The sequence below is a fragment of the Streptomyces sp. NPDC088732 genome, assembly GCF_044751205.1.
In the GTDB taxonomy this organism is placed as follows: domain Bacteria; phylum Actinomycetota; class Actinomycetes; order Streptomycetales; family Streptomycetaceae; genus Actinacidiphila.
Window position 1 is genome coordinate 519,747 of the sequence record NZ_JBIVLI010000003.1, and the last position, 17,476, is coordinate 537,222.

General features: G+C 73.1%; 13 protein-coding genes. 6 read left to right on the forward strand and 7 right to left on the reverse strand.

The genetic code is table 11. From position 1 onward, the window contains the following. The first annotated feature begins 48 nt into the window (after positions 1–48). From ACIP9H_RS07725 to ACIP9H_RS07735, 3 genes are all read left to right on the forward strand, one after another. Positions 49–429 carry a hypothetical protein gene (locus ACIP9H_RS07725; RefSeq protein ID WP_401958109.1) on the forward strand — a complete coding sequence of 127 codons (381 nt, stop codon included), beginning with the start codon at positions 49–51 and terminating at the stop codon, positions 427–429. Between the two features lie 235 nt (positions 430–664). Next, complete coding sequence (locus ACIP9H_RS07730) at positions 665–1,255, forward strand: DUF1062 domain-containing protein (RefSeq protein ID WP_401958111.1); 591 nt, start codon at positions 665–667, stop codon at positions 1,253–1,255. Between the two features lie 558 nt (positions 1,256–1,813). Continuing rightward, positions 1,814–2,152: a YciI family protein gene (locus tag ACIP9H_RS07735; RefSeq protein WP_401582304.1), complete on the forward strand. Its 339-nt coding sequence runs from the start codon at positions 1,814–1,816 to the stop codon at positions 2,150–2,152. Between the two features lie 56 nt (positions 2,153–2,208). On the opposite strand, the gene ACIP9H_RS07740 is transcribed toward ACIP9H_RS07735, so the two are convergent. The 5 genes from ACIP9H_RS07740 to ACIP9H_RS07760 all read right to left on the reverse strand — a co-directional run bounded on the left by ACIP9H_RS07740 (position 2,209) and on the right by ACIP9H_RS07760 (position 9,245). Further along, positions 2,209–3,285 carry an iron-siderophore ABC transporter substrate-binding protein gene (locus ACIP9H_RS07740; RefSeq protein WP_401582305.1) on the reverse strand — a complete coding sequence of 359 codons (1,077 nt, stop codon included), beginning with the start codon at positions 3,283–3,285 and terminating at the stop codon, positions 2,209–2,211. Positions 3,286–3,367: 82 nt separating this feature from the next. Beyond that, complete coding sequence (locus ACIP9H_RS07745) at positions 3,368–5,155, reverse strand: ABC transporter ATP-binding protein (protein ID WP_401958116.1); 1,788 nt, start codon at positions 5,153–5,155, stop codon at positions 3,368–3,370. Then, positions 5,152–6,834 carry an ABC transporter ATP-binding protein gene (locus tag ACIP9H_RS07750; protein ID WP_401582309.1) on the reverse strand — a complete coding sequence of 561 codons (1,683 nt, stop codon included), beginning with the start codon at positions 6,832–6,834 and terminating at the stop codon, positions 5,152–5,154. Before ACIP9H_RS07750 ends, ACIP9H_RS07745 begins: the two co-directional genes overlap by 4 nt. A 138-nt stretch (positions 6,835–6,972) precedes the next feature. Further along, a complete protein-coding gene (locus tag ACIP9H_RS07755) occupies positions 6,973–8,037 on the reverse strand; it encodes a biotin/lipoate A/B protein ligase family protein (RefSeq protein ID WP_401582311.1) in 1,065 nt (354 codons plus the stop codon). Between the two features lie 125 nt (positions 8,038–8,162). Then, entirely contained in the window at positions 8,163–9,245 is a 1,083-nt protein-coding gene (locus ACIP9H_RS07760; protein WP_401958120.1) for a helix-turn-helix domain-containing protein, read from the reverse strand. A 228-nt stretch (positions 9,246–9,473) separates the two neighbouring features. Here ACIP9H_RS07760 and ACIP9H_RS07765 point away from each other — a divergent pair, with 228 nt between their 5' ends. Both ACIP9H_RS07765 and ACIP9H_RS07770 read left to right on the forward strand, forming a co-directional pair. Further along, entirely contained in the window at positions 9,474–13,433 is a 3,960-nt protein-coding gene (locus ACIP9H_RS07765) for a S8 family serine peptidase (protein ID WP_401958122.1), read from the forward strand. 264 nt (positions 13,434–13,697) lie between these two features. Further along, positions 13,698–14,855, forward strand: a complete 1,158-nt coding sequence (locus ACIP9H_RS07770; protein ID WP_401582409.1) for a lectin — start codon at positions 13,698–13,700, stop codon at positions 14,853–14,855. A gap of 61 nt (positions 14,856–14,916) precedes the next feature. Here ACIP9H_RS07770 and ACIP9H_RS07775 read toward each other — a convergent pair whose 3' ends face one another. After that, positions 14,917–15,945: an LLM class flavin-dependent oxidoreductase gene (locus tag ACIP9H_RS07775; protein ID WP_401582317.1), complete on the reverse strand. Its 1,029-nt coding sequence runs from the start codon at positions 15,943–15,945 to the stop codon at positions 14,917–14,919. 85 nt (positions 15,946–16,030) lie between these two features. Beyond that, on the reverse strand, positions 16,031–16,537 hold the full coding sequence (locus ACIP9H_RS07780; protein ID WP_401582320.1) for a molybdenum cofactor biosysynthesis protein: 507 nt from the start codon (positions 16,535–16,537) through the stop codon (positions 16,031–16,033). Positions 16,538–16,706: 169 nt separating this feature from the next. Here ACIP9H_RS07780 and ACIP9H_RS07785 point away from each other — a divergent pair, with 169 nt between their 5' ends. Further along, entirely contained in the window at positions 16,707–17,468 is a 762-nt protein-coding gene (locus ACIP9H_RS07785) for a polysaccharide lyase family 7 protein (protein ID WP_401582323.1), read from the forward strand. Positions 17,469–17,476 lie beyond the last annotated feature (8 nt).

A 17,476-nucleotide genomic window follows, 5' to 3' on the forward strand; every position in this document is an offset into this window, starting at 1 on the left:
CGCGCGGGCCGGCCCCTCGCGTTCCCGGCCCACCCCTGTTCTGGACGGATGTTCAATCGACTCGACCTCGATGTGCTGCCGCCGTGCCCCCGATGGCCCGCCCGGCTACGGCTCCGGGTCGACGGTGAGGACGTCGTGGCGGAGGCGGTCGGCGAGGGAGGCCGCGGTCCGCTCGTGGACGAGGCCCTGCCCGCCGACGGGCGCAGTCCGCTCCGGGCCACCGCAGAGGGGCGACGGGTCGTCCTCGGGGAACCCGCCTGCACGGGCGGATGCTGCGGCCGGCTGTCGGTGCTCGTGCGGCGTCACGACGGCCTCGTCGAGTGGTCCGACTGGCAGGTGCCCGCCGGTCAGGTGTGCCCTCCGGCGTTCCACTTCGATGCCGAGGAGTACGACCGCGAGCTGACCCGGGCCTCGGCCGGCCGCCGCTGACGTCCCGTCAAGCACCTTGGCCCGCCCGGTCGGACGGCCGGTGGCGGGGCACGGAAAAACCAGTGGAACGGCGCCGCCCCGCGCCACTACCGTGCTGCCGACCCCGTCGTCGAGGCAAGGACGTCCCGTTGTACACCGTGTGAGACCTCCCGAGCGCTGATCTGTCGCGCGTCGCGCATGCCGTGCGCCGCGCTGCTTCCTGCTGCGGTCTTCTCACTGAAACCGGTGTACTTCTGTGCTCCAGAACTGGGTGGTCATGCCCACCTGCCTGCCGACCGTCCTCCGCCGTTGCCACACCTGCGCGTCCGGACGCTTCCGGGCGAACGGCAAGTTCCGTGTCAACGCCAACCACAAACTCATCGACGCCTGGCTGCTCGTGCTCTGCACCGAGTGCGGGGACACCGTGAAGCTCACGGTCCTGGAGCGTGTGAACGTACGCTCCGTACGGCCCGCGCTGCTGGACCGGATGCACAACAACGACCCCGCCCTGGCGGCCGAACTGCTCCAGGACCCGGTCCTGCTGCGCCGCAACCGCGTCGCGCTCGACTGGGAGAGCGCCTGGCGCCTCGACACCGGCGGACCGGACAGCCCGGACCGCGAGGTGATCGACGTCTCGGTCCGTTTCGCGGCACGCATTCCCGTCCGGCCGGTGCGGCTGATCGCCGAGGGCTGCGGTCTGCCACGGGCCGAGGTCGAACGACTGATCACGGACGGGAGTCTGGTGTCGGCGGTCCGGCTGACCGGCAAGCTCTCCGGCGACTTCAGCTTCTTGCTCAAGCGCCCCGGCGGCCGTACTCCGGATCTCGCTCCCGCGGAGGACTGCTGATGCGCGCCATGACACGTTCGACGGGCGTCCGGCTCGACGGCTGCATGGTCGGGCCGGAATTCACCGCCGGGATCCGCGGGGCGGGCTTCCACCTGCTGCGACGTCGGCTGTACGTCACGACGCTGTACGGGGGGACCGCCGGCCGGCATCCCTGGCTCGAGCAGGACGCGCTCCCGAACCCGGTGGTCTCCACCCGCCGGCGGCGGCACGGGGCCGGGCCCGCCTGGCCTCCGGTCGTCCGGCGGAGGAGGCCGAGCGGTTCCGTCCCGAGCCGGGGGACGGCGACATGGCGATCGGCGGCACGGCGCCCGCTGCCGAGGCGGTGGCGCCGGGTCTGACGGGCGGGTACCGGGCCGGGCTCCGCCCGGTACCGGTCAGCCGTGATGGCCCGTCCTCCCCCCGGCAGCAATGCCGGGGGGACCTCGGCGGGAGCCGCCCCTTCGCCTCGGGGGGCTGCGCCACCGCGTCGTGCGTCGGGGCCCGTTCCGCGAGCCGGGAGGGAGCCGTTCGCCGTAGGGTGAGTGGCGCCCGAAGGAGCAACCGGCCAGGGAGCTACGGATGACGCACTTTCTGATCTCGTTCGACGACGGCACGATGGTCATCCCCGAGGAGGAGTTGCCCGAGGTGGTCAAGGCCTCGCACGCAGTGGTGCGGGCGGCGCGAGAATCGGGCGTGTGGGTCTTCGGCGGTGGGCTGCACACGCAGCGCGCGAGCCACGTGGCCACCGACGGGACCGTCACCGACGGCCCCTACCCGGAGACCAAGGCGGTCCTCGGCGGGTTCTCGGTCATCGATGTGCCCTCGCGTGAGGACGCGCTGAAATGGGCCGCCGAGTTCGCCGCCGCGTGCCGCTGTCCGCAGGAGGTCCGGGAGATCATGTCCGACCCGGAGGCCTGACCGGCGGACGGGGGGCCGGGCGGTGTGCGCCGGGGCGCACACCGCCTGACGGTCACTCAGGAGGCGGGCTGCTCCGCCTTGGTGGCCGGGTCCCCGTCCACCGCCGCCGCGAGCTGCGGCACAAGGCGGTCGAGCACGTAGGGGATGCTGAGCACGGTCGAGAGGGACACGGCGTTGCCGTAGTCGCCGGACTCCTTGACGAAGACCTCGCGGCCCTCCTTCACCACCTTCAGGTCGGCGTACAGCTTGTCCTGGTGCAGCTTGGTGACGGCCGCGGTGGTGTCGGGCACGATCCACACGGCGACGCCCTGGTCGAGGAGGTCGGTGCGCTCCTTGCTGATGTTGGCGCCGAACTGGTCGCCGATCACCTTGTCCAGGTCGGCGGGGAGCTTCAGACCGAGGTCGGCCAGCAGGCGGGAGCGGGCGTCCTGGCTGCCGTAGACGAAGGTGCCCTCGTACGGGGTGGCCATGACCGCGGTGGCCTTGGCGAAGGCGGGGTTGGCCGTCTTGGCGGCGGCGAACTTCGCCTCGACGCCGTCCACGAGCTTCTTGGCCTCGTCGGCCTTGCCGAGCGCCTTGCCGACGGTCTCGGTCTGCTGCTGCCACGGAATGCCGTAGTCGTTGTACTCCTTGGGCTGGGCCACGACCGGGGCGAACTTCGACAGCGTGTCGTACTGGGCCTTGGTCAGGCCGGAGTACAGCGCGAGGATGAGGTCGGGCCTCAGCGCGGCGATCTTCTCGACCTGCGGCCCGGTGCCGGTGTCCTTCAGGACCGTGGGCACGGCGGCCGAGCCGAGCTTGTCCTGGGCCCAGGGGCCGATGGCGCCCTTGTAGCCGCCGATCCACTCGGTGGTGCCGACGGGCACGGTGCCGAGCGCGAGGACGGCGTCCTGGTCGGTGAGGCCCACGGTGACCACGCGCTTGGGCTCGGCCTTGATCGTGGTGCTGCCGTACTTGTGGGTGAGGGTGACGGGGAAGGCAGTGCTCACCGGCGCCTTGGCGGAGCCGGAGGAGTCCGGGGCCGGGGAGCCGGAGGCCGAGTCGGTGGAGCCGCAGGCGGCGACCGCGCCGATGAGCATCATGACGGAGGCGAGCAGTCCGGCGAACCGGGTGGCTCTGGTGGCGCGGGGCATCGCGTGATCCTTCTGTTCGTGTCGATTGGACGTACGGGTCGGACATGGGTCGGGCAAGCGTCGGGCAAGGGCCGGTGGAGGGTTACGGCCGGGCGCCGCTGCGGTGCTCCGCCCAGGCCCGCCACAGGGCGGCGTACGGCCCTCCGGCGGACAGCAGTTCGTCGTGGGTGCCGGTCTCGGCGACACGCCCTTCCTCCATCACCACGACCCGGTCGGCGGAGGCCGCCTGGCTGAGCCGGTGCGCGACGACGAGGGCGGTACGGCCCTCCAGCGCGCGTTCGGCGGCCTCTTCCAGGCGCCCGGCGCCGGCGCTGCCGGCTTCCGCGGTGGCCTCGTCGAGGACGGCGACCGGGGGATCGGCCAGCACCAGGCGGGCGAGGGCGAGTTGCTGCGAGCGGTCCGCGGTCAGCCGGTGGCCGCCCTCGCCGACGACGGTGCCGAGGCCCTCGGGCAGCGCCTCGGCCCAGCCGAGCGCGCCGACCCGCCGCAGGGCTTCGCGCAGTTCGTCGTCGGTGGCGTCCGGCCGGGCCAGGCGCAGGTCCTCGGTGAGCGGGCCGGAGAAGACGTGCACCTCCTGGGTGACCAGGCCCACCGCGGCCGCGCTCTCCGATGGTTCGGTGCCGCCGATGTCGACCCGGCCGGACGACGGCCGGTGGATGCCGACGACGATCTTGGCGAGGGTGGTCTTGCCCGCGCCGCTGGCACCGACGAGGGCGACCTTCTCCTTGGGCCGCAGCACGAGGTCCACGTCGCTCAGCACCGGCCGGCCCGGGACGTAGGCGTGCCCGACGCGCTCCACCGTGACGGTGGGGGGCACGCCCGCGGTGGCGGTGGGCAGTTCATCACGACCGGCGTCCGCGGGCGGCACGGGCTCGTCGACGACGCCGACCAGCCGGGCGAGGCCCGCGGTGGCCGACTGCGCGTCGTCGAGCAGCACCAGCGCGGTGTTCACCGGGCCGAAGAGGCTGTGGAAGTACAGGGCCGCCGCCGTCGCCGTACCGATGGACACGGAGCCGCCGCGCACCAGCAGGAACCCGGTCACCAGCACGGCGGCCAGTCCGGTGTACTCGGCCACGTGCAGCCGGCTGTAGAAGCGCAGCACGAGTTGCACTCCGCGCAGCGTCAGGGCGACCGCCGCGCGGGAACTCTCCGTGACGCGCGCGGTGTGGGCGGTCTCTGCCCGGTAGGCGCGGACCGTGGCGGCGCCGCCGATCGTGTCGAGCAACTGCTGCTGCTGGGCGCCGGTGGCGATGCGCTCCTTGGCGTACAGCGGGCCGGCGTTGCGGACGTACCAGCGGGCGGTGTACGCCTGCACGGGCGCCGCCAGCAGCGCCGCCGCCAGGAACCGCCAGTCCAGGACCGCGAGGGCGGCCAGCGTCAGCACGATCGCCAGCCCTGAGCGGACGAGTTCGGGCAGCGCCGTGCGGATGGCGTCGGCCACCCGCGAGACGTCGCGCGTGACACGGGCGTTGAGGTCGCCGGAGCCTGCCCGCTCCAGCCGGTCCAGCGGGAGCGACAGCGCCCGTTCGACGAAGCGTTCGCGCAGTTCGGCCAGTGCGGTCTCGCCGAGCCGCGACACCAGCGTCATGCCGAGTGCGGTGGCCGTTCCCTGCGCGAGCGCGACCAGGACCAGCAGGACCACGGGCAGCGTCAGTGCGCCCGCGGGGCTCCGCTCGGTCACCAGGTCGACGACGCGGCCCAGCAGGGGCTGTGTCAGCAGCCCCACCGCCGTGGCCGCCACCATCACCGCGGCCCCGCCGGCGGCCAGGGCCCGGTGCGGGCGCAGCAGTTCGCGCACCGCGGCCCGGGTCCTGGCGGGCGTCGCCGTGGGGAGGAGTTCGCGTTCCGGGGACAGGCTCTCCGTCGTCATGCCAGTACCGCCGTCCGGTAGGTCGTGTCGCCGTGCACGAGGTCGCCGTGCCGGCCGTCGGCGGTCACCTGGCCCCCGTCGAGGAGCACGACGCGGTCGGTGACGGACAGCAGCGCGGGGCTGTTGGTGACCACGAGGGTCGTCCGGCCGCGGCGGTGCTCGCGCAGCCCGGCGGCGATGCGGGCCTCGGTGACCGCGTCGACGGCCGTGGTCGGGTCGTGGACGACGAGCACCGGCCGCTCGGCCGCGAGGGCGCGGGCGAGCACGACGCGCTGGCGCTGGCCGCCGGAGAGCGAACGGCCGCCCTCGGTGATCCCGGTGGCGGTGCCCTGGGGGAGGGCCCGGGCGACCTCGTCGGCGCAGGCGGCTGCCAGCGCGCGGTCGGTGTCCCCGGTGCCGCCCAGGTTGTCGGCGAGGGTGCCCTCGAAGAGGTCGGCGTCGTGCGCGGCGACGAGGACCGCGGTGCGCAGGAGGGCCGGGTCGAGGTCCGTCAGGGGTGTGCCGTCCAGTTCGACGACACCGGTCTCGGGGTCCGCGGTGCGACCGAGGCAGTCGAGCAGCGCCTGGGCGGCGGCGGGGTCGGTGCTGGCGACGCCGAGCAGTTCGCCGGGGCGGACGTCGAGGTCCGCCCCGCGGAGCGCGCCGAGGCCGACGCCGCGCAGCCGCAGTGCGCCGCGCACGGGGGCGGGCAGTTCGGCCGGGCCGGCCGGTACCGCGGGTTCCACGGCGAGCACGGCGGCGACGCGGGCGGCGGAGGCCCGGCCTTGGGCGAACTCGGCGTTGACCCAGGCGAACACCTCCAGCGGCCCGAGCAGGAAGAGCGCGAGACCGACGGCGGAGACGAACTGGCCCAGGGTGATGTCGCCGGCCAGGGCGAGCCGTCCGCCGATCAGCGCGACGACGGCGATGAAGACGCCGGTGAGGGTGAGCACCACCCCGCTCTGCCATGCCTCCGCGCGGGCCGCCCGCACCGTGGCGCCCAGCGAGGCGCGGCTGGTGCGCCGGTAGCGTTCGACGGCGGCGGCCTGGGCGCCGATGCCCTTGAGCACCCGCAGTCCCGTCACCAGGTCGGCGGCGACTCCCGAGGCGTGCGCGGCCTGTTCCTGCTCGGCCTCGCTGCGCCGTTCCAGGGGCTTGCTGAGCAAGTGCCCGAGCCAGAGCAGCACCGGTGTGCCGAGGAGCACGACCAGGCCGAGCGGGACGGAGATCCGCAGCAGGGCCACGGCGCTCACCAGGAGTCCGGTGAGCGCCGAAATGCCGGTCATCACGGCCATGTTGACGGCGCCGACGCGCTTGGCGTCCTCCGTCGCGATGTTCGCGAGCTCGCCGGGCAGCCGGCCCTGCTCCGCGCCGCCCGCGGGGTCCAGGACGCGCCGGACGAGGGCGGTCCTGAGCTCGTGCGCGGCCTGTTCCGCGGCCCGTTCACCGGCGCGGGCGCCGAATCGGAAACTGAAGGAGAGCCCGACGTACACCACGGCGAGCACGGCGAGCCAGCCCAGCAGCGCGCCGCTGTCCCCGCCGGCCACGGCCCGGTCGACGACGACGCCGATCAGGACGGGGACCAGCGCCTCCCCGAACTGGTGCCCGGCCCCGAGCACGGCACCGGTCGCGACGTCCCGCCCGCGGCTCCTGACGGTCCGCAGCAGGACGTCACGCCCCGGTGGCACCTTCGTTCGCACTCCGCGCACCCCTCCGGAAACCCGGCCGGTCGCCGACCGGCCCCACCCAGCAATTTAGGTAAGGCTAGTCTAACTAGGAGGGCCGAGGTCAAGCGCGGACAGAGTCACCTGCGCGGAGCCCGGACGGGTATGGGGGGATTACGGCACGCGCGCGGTCCACTCCGCCGTGCCGAACTTCGTCGCGGCGAGCTCCTCGGCGCGGGCGAGTTCCTCTGCGGTGACCTGACCGGTGCTGAGCCCGTAGCGGGTGCGGAAGGAGTCGACCATGCGGTCGATGACCGTCTCGCGGGGCAGGCCGGTCTGCCGCCGCAGCGGGTCGACGCGCTTCTTCGCACTGGCGATGCCCTTGCCGGAGAGCTTCTCGCGGCCGATGCGCAGGACTTCGAGCATCTTGTCGGCGTCGATGTCGTAGGCCATCGTCACGTGGTGCAGCACCGCGCCGGCGCCGCCCTCGGGTCCCACCATGCGCTTCTGCGCGGCACCGGCGATCTTGCCGGCCTCCGTGGCGATGTCGTTGAGCGGCTGGTACCAGGCCTTGATGCCCATGTCGCCGAGCGCCTCCAGCACCCAGTCGTCCAGGTAGGCGTAGGAGTCGGCGAACGACAGCCCCGACACCAGTGACGCGGGCACCGACAGGGAGTACGTGATGGTGTTGCCCGGCTCCACGAACATCGCGCCGCCGCCCGAGATGCGCCGTACCACGGTGATGCCGTGCCGCTCCGCGCCCTCGGGGTCGACCTCGTTGCGCAGCGACTGGAAGCTGCCGATGATGACGGCCGGGGCGCCCCACTCCCACACGCGCAGGGTCGGCGGCCGCCGGCCCGCCGCGACCTCGGCCGTGATGACCTCGTCCAGCGCCATGTGGAGTTCGGGCGACTGGGGGGCCTCCCGGATCAGCTGCCAGTCGTAGTCGGTCCAGTCCGTCGCCTGCGCGACCGCCCGGCGCACCGCGACGGCGATGCCCTCGGCCGTGAGCCCGTACATCACGGTGCCCTCGGGGAGCGCGGCCTCGACGCGCGCCGCGATCCCGGCGGCGTCGGTGGTCACCGGCGTCCCTTCCAGGGCCCGGTCGATCGCGAGGATCGCCTCGTCGGGCTCCAGGAAGAAGTCGCCCGCTACCCGGACGTCCCTCAGGACTCCGTCCCGCTCCTCGAGGTCGACCAGCACCAGCTTGCCACCGGGCACTTTGTACTCGCCGTGCATGACGTTCCGCCTTGATCATCCGTAGTCCGCTGTCACGGTACCGCCCAGGCGGACCGCCCCCCTGCTGACCCGCAACGCTTCCGGCACCGGACCGATTCCGGACCCCGCCGGTGGCGCCGGGGGCCTCAGGCCCGCACGGCGGGTGCCGGGCCGGCACCCGCTCCCGTACCCGGCGGGCCGGGGCGGCGGTCGAGCCAGCCGCGCTCCGCGGCCAGCAGGGCTATCTGGAAGCGGGTCCGGGCACCGAGCGCGGTACCGGCCTCGCTCACGTGCTTCTGGACGGTGCGGCGGCTGACGCCGAGCACCCGGGCGATGGCGTCGTCCTTCATCCCCGTGGCCATGAGGTGCAGGATCTCGTGGGTGCGCTCGTCGATGTCCGCCTCACGCGTCTGGCGCGCGACCGGCCAGTCCTGGCGGCTCTCCAGCGACATGGGCACGGCGCGCTCCCACAGCCGCTCGAACAGCGCGACCAGTACGGCGACCATGGCCGGGGCGTGGATCACCAGCGACCCGGCCGCGGGGTGGTCGCTGTCGACCGGCAGCAGGGCGGTGGTGCCGTCGAAGACCACGAGTTTGACGGGGAGGCCCGAGCTGAGCCGCAGTTCACCGCCGCCCGCCGTGCCGCGCAGTGCGGTTTCGAGCGACATCTCGTCGGTGAAGCCCTCGGTGTCGTAGACGGAGCGCAGCCGCACCCCGTCCTGGACGGCGGCCTCCCCCGCGGCCCGTTCCCGCCCTTCGCCGTAGGCGGTCTCCGTACCGGTCACATAGGGCGGCTTCGCCAGGTGCAGCACCTCGCGGCGGCTGGCCCTGAGGAGGTGGGCATAGCGTGCGGCGACCTCCTCGGCGCGCTCCAGGACCTCCACGAGGTGCGGGGCGTGCGAGCCGGAGACGGCACGGTAGACCTCGTGGAGCTGCTCCATGTACAGCTCCGCCTGGGCGAGTTCACCGCGCCTGCGGGCGAGCAGCGACCCGAGGGACGAACGCGGCGGGCCGGCCCGCCAGCGGGTCGGTCGGCCCGCGACGCGGAGGACGAGCAGTTCGTCCTCCAGCGTCCGCAACGCGCGTTCGGCGTCCTCGACGGGTACGCCGACGCCCTCCGCCACCGCCTCGGCGCCGGCCGCGGGGTGGCCGACCAGGAACTCCAGAACGCGGCCGCTGAGCGGGTCCAGGCCGGTACCGGTCCATGGGCCGCCGGAGGTGATGTCCATCTGGCCTGCCCATCCGTCGATCGGGGAACGCCCGTTGATCGTACGCCCCGCATGTTTCCGCGCGTTGTCCGCCGGTCGCCCGCCGTTCGGTACGGCGCGCATGTGTGCAACTGCGCGAACCCGCGTCCGCGGACGCTTGTCCGTGCTGACGGGGCACCGACAAGGTGATCTCCGCCCCGCCAGTCCCGACGACGCAGCTGGCCCTGCACACACCCAGAAGGGCGTTGCATGTCCTCACGCCTCAGACGCACCCGGTTGACCACCCTCGCCGCTCTCCTCCTCACCCTCACCGCGACCCCGCTCGCCCACGCCGCCCCCGACGGCCCCGCCCCGCAGCGGGGTTCGGCACCGGCCGCGCACTCCCTCACCCTCGCCGACGGCTCGGTGGTGCACTGGTCCGACGACGGGACCGGCACCCTGACCCGGAAGGACGGCACCACCCGGGCCTTCCCCGTGCCGCAGCCGCAGGGCCGCACCGGGCTCGGCGAGCCGCTCGCCCCGTCCGCCGCGGTCCTCCAGCGCCGGGCCGACGCGGCCGCGCTGACGCCCTACACCCTGGGGGCCGCCTCCGGCGGAGCCCGTTCAGCGGTCCGGCCGCAGACCATGAACTCCGGCCCCGTGGCGCTGACGGACACCGTCCGCGCGTCGATCGACGGCCTCGGCTCCCGCCGCGGCGCCCGCGCCGCCGCACCCGCGGCGGCCGGGGCCGTGCCCGCCAACGAGGGCCTGACGACGTCCTTCCAGTCCTACCTCAACTCCGGTGGCGTGAACGTCGTCGGAGCGTTCCAGGACTCCGCGGACCTCCTGCACGCGCTGCCCGGCGCGGGCCAGATCATCACCAACGTCTCACTGGGCGACCTCACCGACCAGTCCATGGCGGACGCGGGCGACGACTACGTGCGCGGCTACGGACCCACCACCGTGGTCAAGGACGGCCAGCGCTACCTGGACTACCCCTCCCTGCCGCTGATCCCGACGTACACCAGCGACAACGCGGGCAAGCTCGACCCGACCGGGTCCATCGAGGGCCAGGACCCCAACCTCGGTGAAGTGCTCCTGGACTTCTCGATGATGGCGCCGCTGCCCCACGACCGGCAGCGCCCGGAGGCCACCGGGAGCGGTGCCACCGACCTGCTGGGCATCGCCCCCGGGGCGCAGTACCGGCTCGTCGTGCCCGAGGAGCCGTCGGCCGAGGGCATCGCGACGGCGCTGCGCGCCGCCGCCGCGCAGAAGCCGCGCCCGACCGTGATCACCGCCAGCCTGGGCTTCGGCACCGACGGGTCGATCGGCTTCCCGTCGCGGTGGCTGGAGGACGACCCGGCGGTCCGGGACACCCTGCGTGCCATCGTGGACTCCGGCATCGTGGTGGTCGTCTCCTCCAACGACGGCACCCGGCTCGGGCTGCCGGTGTCGGTCGGCCCGGACGGCGGCAGCACGCCGACCGACCTGACGTCGAGCACGCACGCGCAGACGAGCATCGACGACGTCGCCCCGACCACGACCCCGTCGCTGGTCCGCGACACCGGGGTGATCGGCGCGGGCGGCACCACCGTGGACGACACGCTCAGCTCGGACGACGTGCGCACCGCCGTCTACCCGACGACCCGCTACAACGGCTCGGCCGGCTACTCCTCCGGCTTCGGCACCCGGATCGACCTGGCCGCGCCCGGCGACAACCTGCCGTCGCTGTTCCACACGTCGGACGGCCCGCAGGTGGTGCTCAACGGCGGCACCTCCGCGTCGGCACCGATGATCGCCGCCGCGGCGGCCGACGTGCTGGCGGCGGCCGAGGCGACGGGGCAGAAGTTCACCCCGCGCAAGGTGCGCGACCTGCTGGTCGCCACCGGACGCCCGATCGCCCAGCCCCCGCAGGCGGACCGGGAACTGCACATGGGCACCCAGCTGGACGTGACGGCCGCGGTGGAGAAGGTGCTCTCCAAGCGCCACGACCTCTCCCCGTCGGCGGTGCGCCTGTCCGTCGCGCAGCGCCAGGTCATGTCGGTCACGCCCAGCACCTCGTTCGTCGAGGCCACCGACCCGTCCGCCATCGACCTGGCCGGCCCGACGGGCAGCTGGGACGGTGTGCCGACGGGCGAGAACGCGTTCGCCCCGCTCACCTTCGGGCTCGATCTCACCGGCGCTCACGAGGATCTGACGTACCGTCTGCGGGTCGGCGAGCACGGCGTGATCCCCTCTGCCGGTCCGAGCCTGCGGGTCCTGCCGCGCGAACTGCTCGGCGCGGCGGGTCTGCCGCTCGTCTCGTCGGAGGCACGCAGCCTCCAGGTGACGTTCGAGGCGCTCGACGGCGGCAAGGTCGTCGCCTCGGCCGGCCGCAGGCTCACCCTGAGCGCGACCGACGGCACCCACCTGCAACCGCAGGCGCCCACCGCGCCCGGCGCGAGCCCGCTGGGGAAGCCGGTCACCGTCCACTACGACCTGACGGGTCTGCGCGACACCACCGACCCGGAGCTGGTGCTGTCCTCGGTCGGCCACTGGACGCCGTTCACGACCAGCGACAAGTGGCGTGCCCAGTGGCGCACCCCGCTCACCGGCACGAAGGGCTCGGTGACGATCCCCGCCTCCGCCTTCGCGCCGGGCGGCGCCGGTCTCTACGGCGTCGGGATCACCCTCTACGACGGCCAGGTCTTCGGTGACTTCCGGGCGCTGCGCGTCGGCCCCGGCGCCGACGAGCGACCGGAGGCGCCCCTGCTCGGCAACGGCGCGACGGAGAAGGCGCACGCCGTCGAACTGACGCGCTCCGACGCGCGGCTGACGGTCAACTGGGACGCCACGGCCGCCGGGCACGCCGACGGCGCGGCGATCGAGTTCCTGACCCCGGCGCCGACCCTGTACGGCGCGCTCAACACCGCCACGAACCAGAACGGCAGCGGCCGGGACGACAACGGCGTGGACCACGCGTCGACGCTGTTCCGCCCCCTGCCGTCGGTGAAGGGGAGGACGGTGCTGGACCTGAAGGCGCTGGGCCTGCCCACCGGGCTCCAGTACCCGGTCCGGATCATCGCCACCCGGGCCGGCGAGCCCGTCGGCCAGGCCTCGCCCACCTCCTTCGTCCAGTACCTCGACGGCGAGACGGTCTCGGGCACCCTGGAGAACATCGAGGTCAGCGGCGGAACCGCGCTGCTGGCGACCGATGACTTCGCGGAGGGGGACGACGGCTGGCTCCATGTCAGCGGCTCGGCGACGACCGCGTACGACCTGGCCGACGGCACCCTCGGGACCGTGGTGTCCCGCGACACCAACGGGATGATGTCCGAGGTCCTCGGGGCCGACCGCGGCACGGGCCGCACCCTGATCGCCCACCAGCCCTTCGAGGGCGGCACGTTCCCCGAGGTGGCCCTGCGGGACACCGCCACGGGCGCCGAGGTGCGGACGACCGCGCTGCGCGCGGAGGGCGGCTCCACGTCGGTCTCCTTCATGGGCGGGGCCGTCGACACGGCCCGGCACCGGGCGGCCGTGGTGACCTACGACGGGGTGTCCGGGGTCGACAGCCTCTGGACGGTCGACATGGCCACCGGCCGCGTCTCGGACCCGCTGCCGCTCAACGCCGCCCAGCCGGGGCGCGCGATGGGCAACGTCTCGGTGGACTCCTCGACGGGCACCTTCTTCGTGGCGACCTCCGGCACGATGGGGCCCTGCCTGTCCGGGCGCGTCCCGTACTTCGCGGTCTCGGTCGACCTCGGCGCGCGCACGGTGTCGCCGCCGGCCGCGATGCCCGCCTGCGTCGCCGGTCTGCTGCCGGACGGCAAGGGGGACAAGGTGTACGTCGCCGCCGGGCCCGTCACTCCCAACTACAACAGCGGCGAGTTCCCGACGAGCACCTGGCGCTCCGCGTCCCAGTCCACCCTGGCCGCCTCGTCGCCCGCGGACCTCGGGACGAGGGGCGTCATGTGGCCGGCCCTCGACGCCGACCACGGGGTCGCCCTGGTCGCGCACCTCTACGAGGAGGCCACCACGGGTGACAACAACGCCCTGAGCGAGATCACCGTGCTCGACCCGGACACCGGGAAGGTCCTCGCCCGGCATCCGGTCGCCAATCTCGTCAGCTCCACGCTCTCCACGTCCAACTTCGACTTCACCGGCCGCCGGGGCCTGTTCCTCGACACCGCCCACCGCACGGCGTACGTCGTGAATCCGTGGGCGAACGGCCTGGAGCGCTTCACCTACTAGACCCGGACCGAAGGATCCCTTCGAGGGGCGGGCCCGGCGGCCTCACCGCTGCCGGGCCCGCCCTTCGGCGTTCACCGGCGGGCAACCGCCCGCGCCCTCCGCATCGTTCACATGGTTGACGTGGTCCCGTCATCCTGTCATGGTCTAGACCTGACGAGGCGTTGTACCCGGACCCCGACCCGGGCGCGGCACCCTCCCCCCGCAGCTCCCTCCCCCACCGTCACGGCCGTGAGCCGTGTAAGGAGCGATGCCCCGATGGCCCTGATGTCCTGGTCCACCAGACCTGCCCGACGCTTCTCCTTCCGGCGTGCCGCCGTGGGACGTTCCCTGGTCACGGCCGTGCTCACCGCGATCCTCTCGGCACTGTTCGTGGCCGCGCCCCCCGCCCACGCGGCCGACGGCCAGATCTCCGGACTGGCCGGCAAGTGCGTGGACGTGGCCGGCGCGAACAGCGCCAACGGCACCGCGGTACAGCTCTACGACTGCAACGGGACCAACGCGCAGCGCTGGTCGAACTCCGGCGACGGCACCCTGCGGGCACTCGGGAAGTGCCTGGACGTCGTGGACCGCAGCACCGCCGACGGCGCGGCCGTCCAGTTGTGGGACTGCGCCGGCAGCGCCAACCAGCAGTGGGTCGTCACCGCGGCCCACGACATCGTCAACCCCGCGGCCAACAAGTGCCTGGACGTCCGCGAGAACAGCTCCGCCAACGGCACCCGGCTGCAGATCTGGACCTGCACCGGCGGGGCCAACCAGAAGTGGAACGCCCCCGCGGGCGGCGGCGGCAACCCGGGCAACCCGTCCGGATTCGTGGTCAGCGAGGCCCAGTTCAACCAGATGTTCCCGGGCCGGAACGGCTTCTACACCTACAGCGGCCTGGTCGCGGCCCTGTCGGCTTACCCCGGCTTCGCCAACAGCGGCAGCGACACCGTGAAAAAGCAGGAGGCCGCGGCCTTCCTCGCCAATGTCAACCACGAGACCGGCGGCCTGGTCTACGTGGTGGAGCAGAACACCGCCAACTACCCGCACTACTGCGACTGGGGCCAGCCCTACGGCTGCCCGGCCGGGCAGTCCGCGTACTACGGCCGCGGCCCGATCCAGCTCAGCTGGAACTTCAACTACAAGGCCGCCGGCGACGCTCTCGGGATCGACCTGCTGGGCAACCCCTGGCGCGTCGAGCAGGACTCGGCCGTGGCCTGGAAGACGGGCCTGTGGTACTGGAACACCCAGAGCGGCCCCGGCACCATGACGCCGCACAACGCGATGGTGAATCAGGCCGGCTTCGGCCAGACGATCCGCTCCATCAACGGCTCCCTGGAGTGCGACGGACGCAACCCCGCACAGGTCCAGAGCCGCGTGAGCGCGTACCAGCGGTTCACGGGGATCCTCGGGGTCAGCCAGGGGAACAACCTCTACTGCTGACCGGTACGGCGAACTCCCGCCCGTGGGCGGCCCGGAGCCACCGGGCCGCCCACGGGCTCCGTCACACGGCGGCGGGCCGGCCCAGCGCCGGCGCGAGGCGGGTGGCGATGTCCGTGAGGATCTGGACGTAGTCCTCGTGCTCGAAGCTGAACGGCAGCGCGAACGCCACCTCGTCGACCTCGCGGAAGGCCGCGTGGGCCGTCAGCCGCTCGGCGATCTCGTCGGAACTGCCCACCAGGTCCGGCGCGAACATCAGGCGCGCCGGCCCCTGCGGCGCTGCCGTGCGCGGCAGCCGCGCCTCGGCGTAAGCGGCGTACTTGGCCCGCTGCTCCGGCGTGGCGCTGTCGGTGGGGATGACGACGAGTCCCTGCGAGACGCGGGCGCCCTCGCCGTCGGGGTGGTGGGCCCGGTAGGCGCGGATCTGAGCGAGCTGGATCCCGGCGAAGTCGACGGCCTGCTCGCTCCCCTCGGCCTTCACGACGCTGCTGGTCAGGAAGTTCATGCCGTGCTCACCGGCCCACTGGGCCGACCGCAGGCTGCCGCCGCCGTACCACATGCGGCTGTGAAGCCCCGGGGAGTGCGGCTGGACCCGGTCGGAGAAGACCTCGATGCCCTCGACACCGCTGAAGTCGGTCGCGGGCTTGCCCCGGACGAAGTCCAGCAGGCGTTCGACGCGGCGGTATCCAAAATCCTCGTGTTCCGCCGTGTCGGGGTACAGGGCGTGTTTGACCTGGTCGTAATGCATGGGCGGGCCTACGCTGACGCCCGGGTTGAGGCGGCCTCCGGAGAGCAGGTCCACCGTGGCCAGGTCCTCGGCCAGCCGCAGCGGGTTCTCCCAGCCCAGCGGGATGACGGCGGTGCCGAGTTCGATGCGGCTGGTGCGCTGCGAGGCGGCCGCCAGAACGGCGACGGGCGAGGAGATGCCGTACTGGAGGTGGCGATGGCGCACCCAGGCGCTGTCGAAGCCCAGCCGCTCCCCCAGTTCGATGATCTCCAGCGTGGACTGGTGGCCGCGGCGGGGATCCGCCTCGTCGAACAGCCCGATGGTCAGGAAGCCCAGCTTGCGCAGCGGCCTGGACGTCGGCGGCACGGCGTTTCCTCCCTCGTACGCGATGTCCGCGGCACCCGAGGCCGCGACTCCGTGATTGTGCCCGCCGCCGCGCGCGGGCGGGAGGTCACCCCTGCGCCGAGGGTGCCACGACCGTGAACTCGGCGGGGCCGACGGCGAGTTCGCCGTCGGTCAGCGGGGTGCACCGGACACCGCCCTTGCCGCGCAGGGCGCGTTGCGCGCCGGGGCCGATGACGGCGTCCATCCACGCGCACGGCCGGGCCGGGCGCCGTACCGCCAGCAGGACCGGGCCGGTGCCGGTGTCGAGCGACACCGTCGCGCCCACGAGCGCGTCGATGTCGACGCCCCGGAGCAGGACGTTGCGGCGCGTCAGACGGAGGTCGACCGCCGGGTCGATGTCCACGGGAAGGTTCTCCGCGGCCATGAGTGTGACCGCGGCGTCGCGATGGGCGGGACGGCCGTAGTAGCGGTCCCCCACCAGGCCGAGGTTCGCCCGCACCTGGGCATGGAGGACGATTTCGCCGTCGTGCGCCGGGGACGGCCCGTCGGACGGCCGTCCCATGTACCGGTGCACGGGCGAGACCAGGAGCTGGACGACTTCCACCGCGGACATGATGGCCACCAGCCTACGGCCGGCCAGGCCCGGACGGTACGCCCATTGGTACAGACCTTGACGTGACCACGCCACGGGCCTACCGTCTCGACGTAACCCGACGTTCACGTCCACACACATCGTTCATGTAAGTGAACACGAATACCTTGATCCCGCAGGAGGTCCCCCCATGCGCACGCGTACGCTGCTCGCCTCCCTCGCCGTCGCCACCGTCGTCCTCGGCACCGGCCCCGCCTTCGCCGCCGATCCCAAGGTCGCGCCCGGCGGCAACTTCGACCTCTCGGTGTGGCAGCTCCAGGAGCCGGTCGGCTCCCCGGGCTCGCCGACCACCATCTCCTCGTCCCGGCTCCAGGGCCCGAACGGCTACCAGGACGCCTACTTCTACACCGACACCCGCGACGGCGCGATGACCTTCTGGGCGCCGGAGAAGGGCGTCACCACGCCCAACTCCAACTACGCCCGCTCCGAGCTGCGCGAGATGAACCGCAGCGGCAGCGCCGCGGACTGGCCGCTCAGCGGCACCCACCGCATGAACGCGACCCTGCGCGTGGTCTCGGTGACCTCCAACGTCTGCGTCGGGCAGATCCACCTCGGCTCCGGCGGCTCGTCCACCAAGCCGCTGCTGGAGCTGTACTACCGCTCCAGTGGCGACATCGTGCTCGGCACGGAGAACTCGCCCGCCGGCGGCCAGACGCTGCACACCGTCGGCCACGTGTCCGTCGGCAAGACGTGGACGTACACCATCGGCGTCTCGGGCGGCCACACCATCGACCTCACCGTCAACGGCAGCACGACGCACTACGCGATCCCGTCGTCGTTCAACCCGTACAAGCAGTACTTCAAGGCCGGCTCGTACAACCAGTCGTCCTCCGACAGCACCACCCGCGGCGCGCGCGTCGCCTTCTACGGCCTCACCGTCTCGCACAGCTGAACTCCCGC

Excerpts from the sequence above, each read along its gene's own strand:
- ACIP9H_RS07770 (WP_401582409.1), top strand. The coding sequence starts at position 13,698 with ATGTCCTGGTCCACCAGACCTGCCCGACGCTTCTCCTTCCGGCGTGCC.
- ACIP9H_RS07740 (WP_401582305.1), bottom strand. The coding sequence starts at position 3,285 with ATGCCCCGCGCCACCAGAGCCACCCGGTTCGCCGGACTGCTCGCCTCC.
- ACIP9H_RS07760 (WP_401958120.1), bottom strand. The coding sequence starts at position 9,245 with ATGGACATCACCTCCGGCGGCCCATGGACCGGTACCGGCCTGGACCCG.
- ACIP9H_RS07725 (WP_401958109.1), top strand. The coding sequence starts at position 49 with ATGTTCAATCGACTCGACCTCGATGTGCTGCCGCCGTGCCCCCGATGG.
- ACIP9H_RS07780 (WP_401582320.1), bottom strand. The coding sequence starts at position 16,537 with ATGTCCGCGGTGGAAGTCGTCCAGCTCCTGGTCTCGCCCGTGCACCGG.
- ACIP9H_RS07745 (WP_401958116.1), bottom strand. The coding sequence starts at position 5,155 with ATGACGACGGAGAGCCTGTCCCCGGAACGCGAACTCCTCCCCACGGCG.
- ACIP9H_RS07765 (WP_401958122.1), top strand. The coding sequence starts at position 9,474 with ATGTCCTCACGCCTCAGACGCACCCGGTTGACCACCCTCGCCGCTCTC.
- ACIP9H_RS07785 (WP_401582323.1), top strand. The coding sequence starts at position 16,707 with ATGCGCACGCGTACGCTGCTCGCCTCCCTCGCCGTCGCCACCGTCGTC.
- ACIP9H_RS07735 (WP_401582304.1), top strand. The coding sequence starts at position 1,814 with ATGACGCACTTTCTGATCTCGTTCGACGACGGCACGATGGTCATCCCC.
- ACIP9H_RS07755 (WP_401582311.1), bottom strand. The coding sequence starts at position 8,037 with ATGCACGGCGAGTACAAAGTGCCCGGTGGCAAGCTGGTGCTGGTCGAC.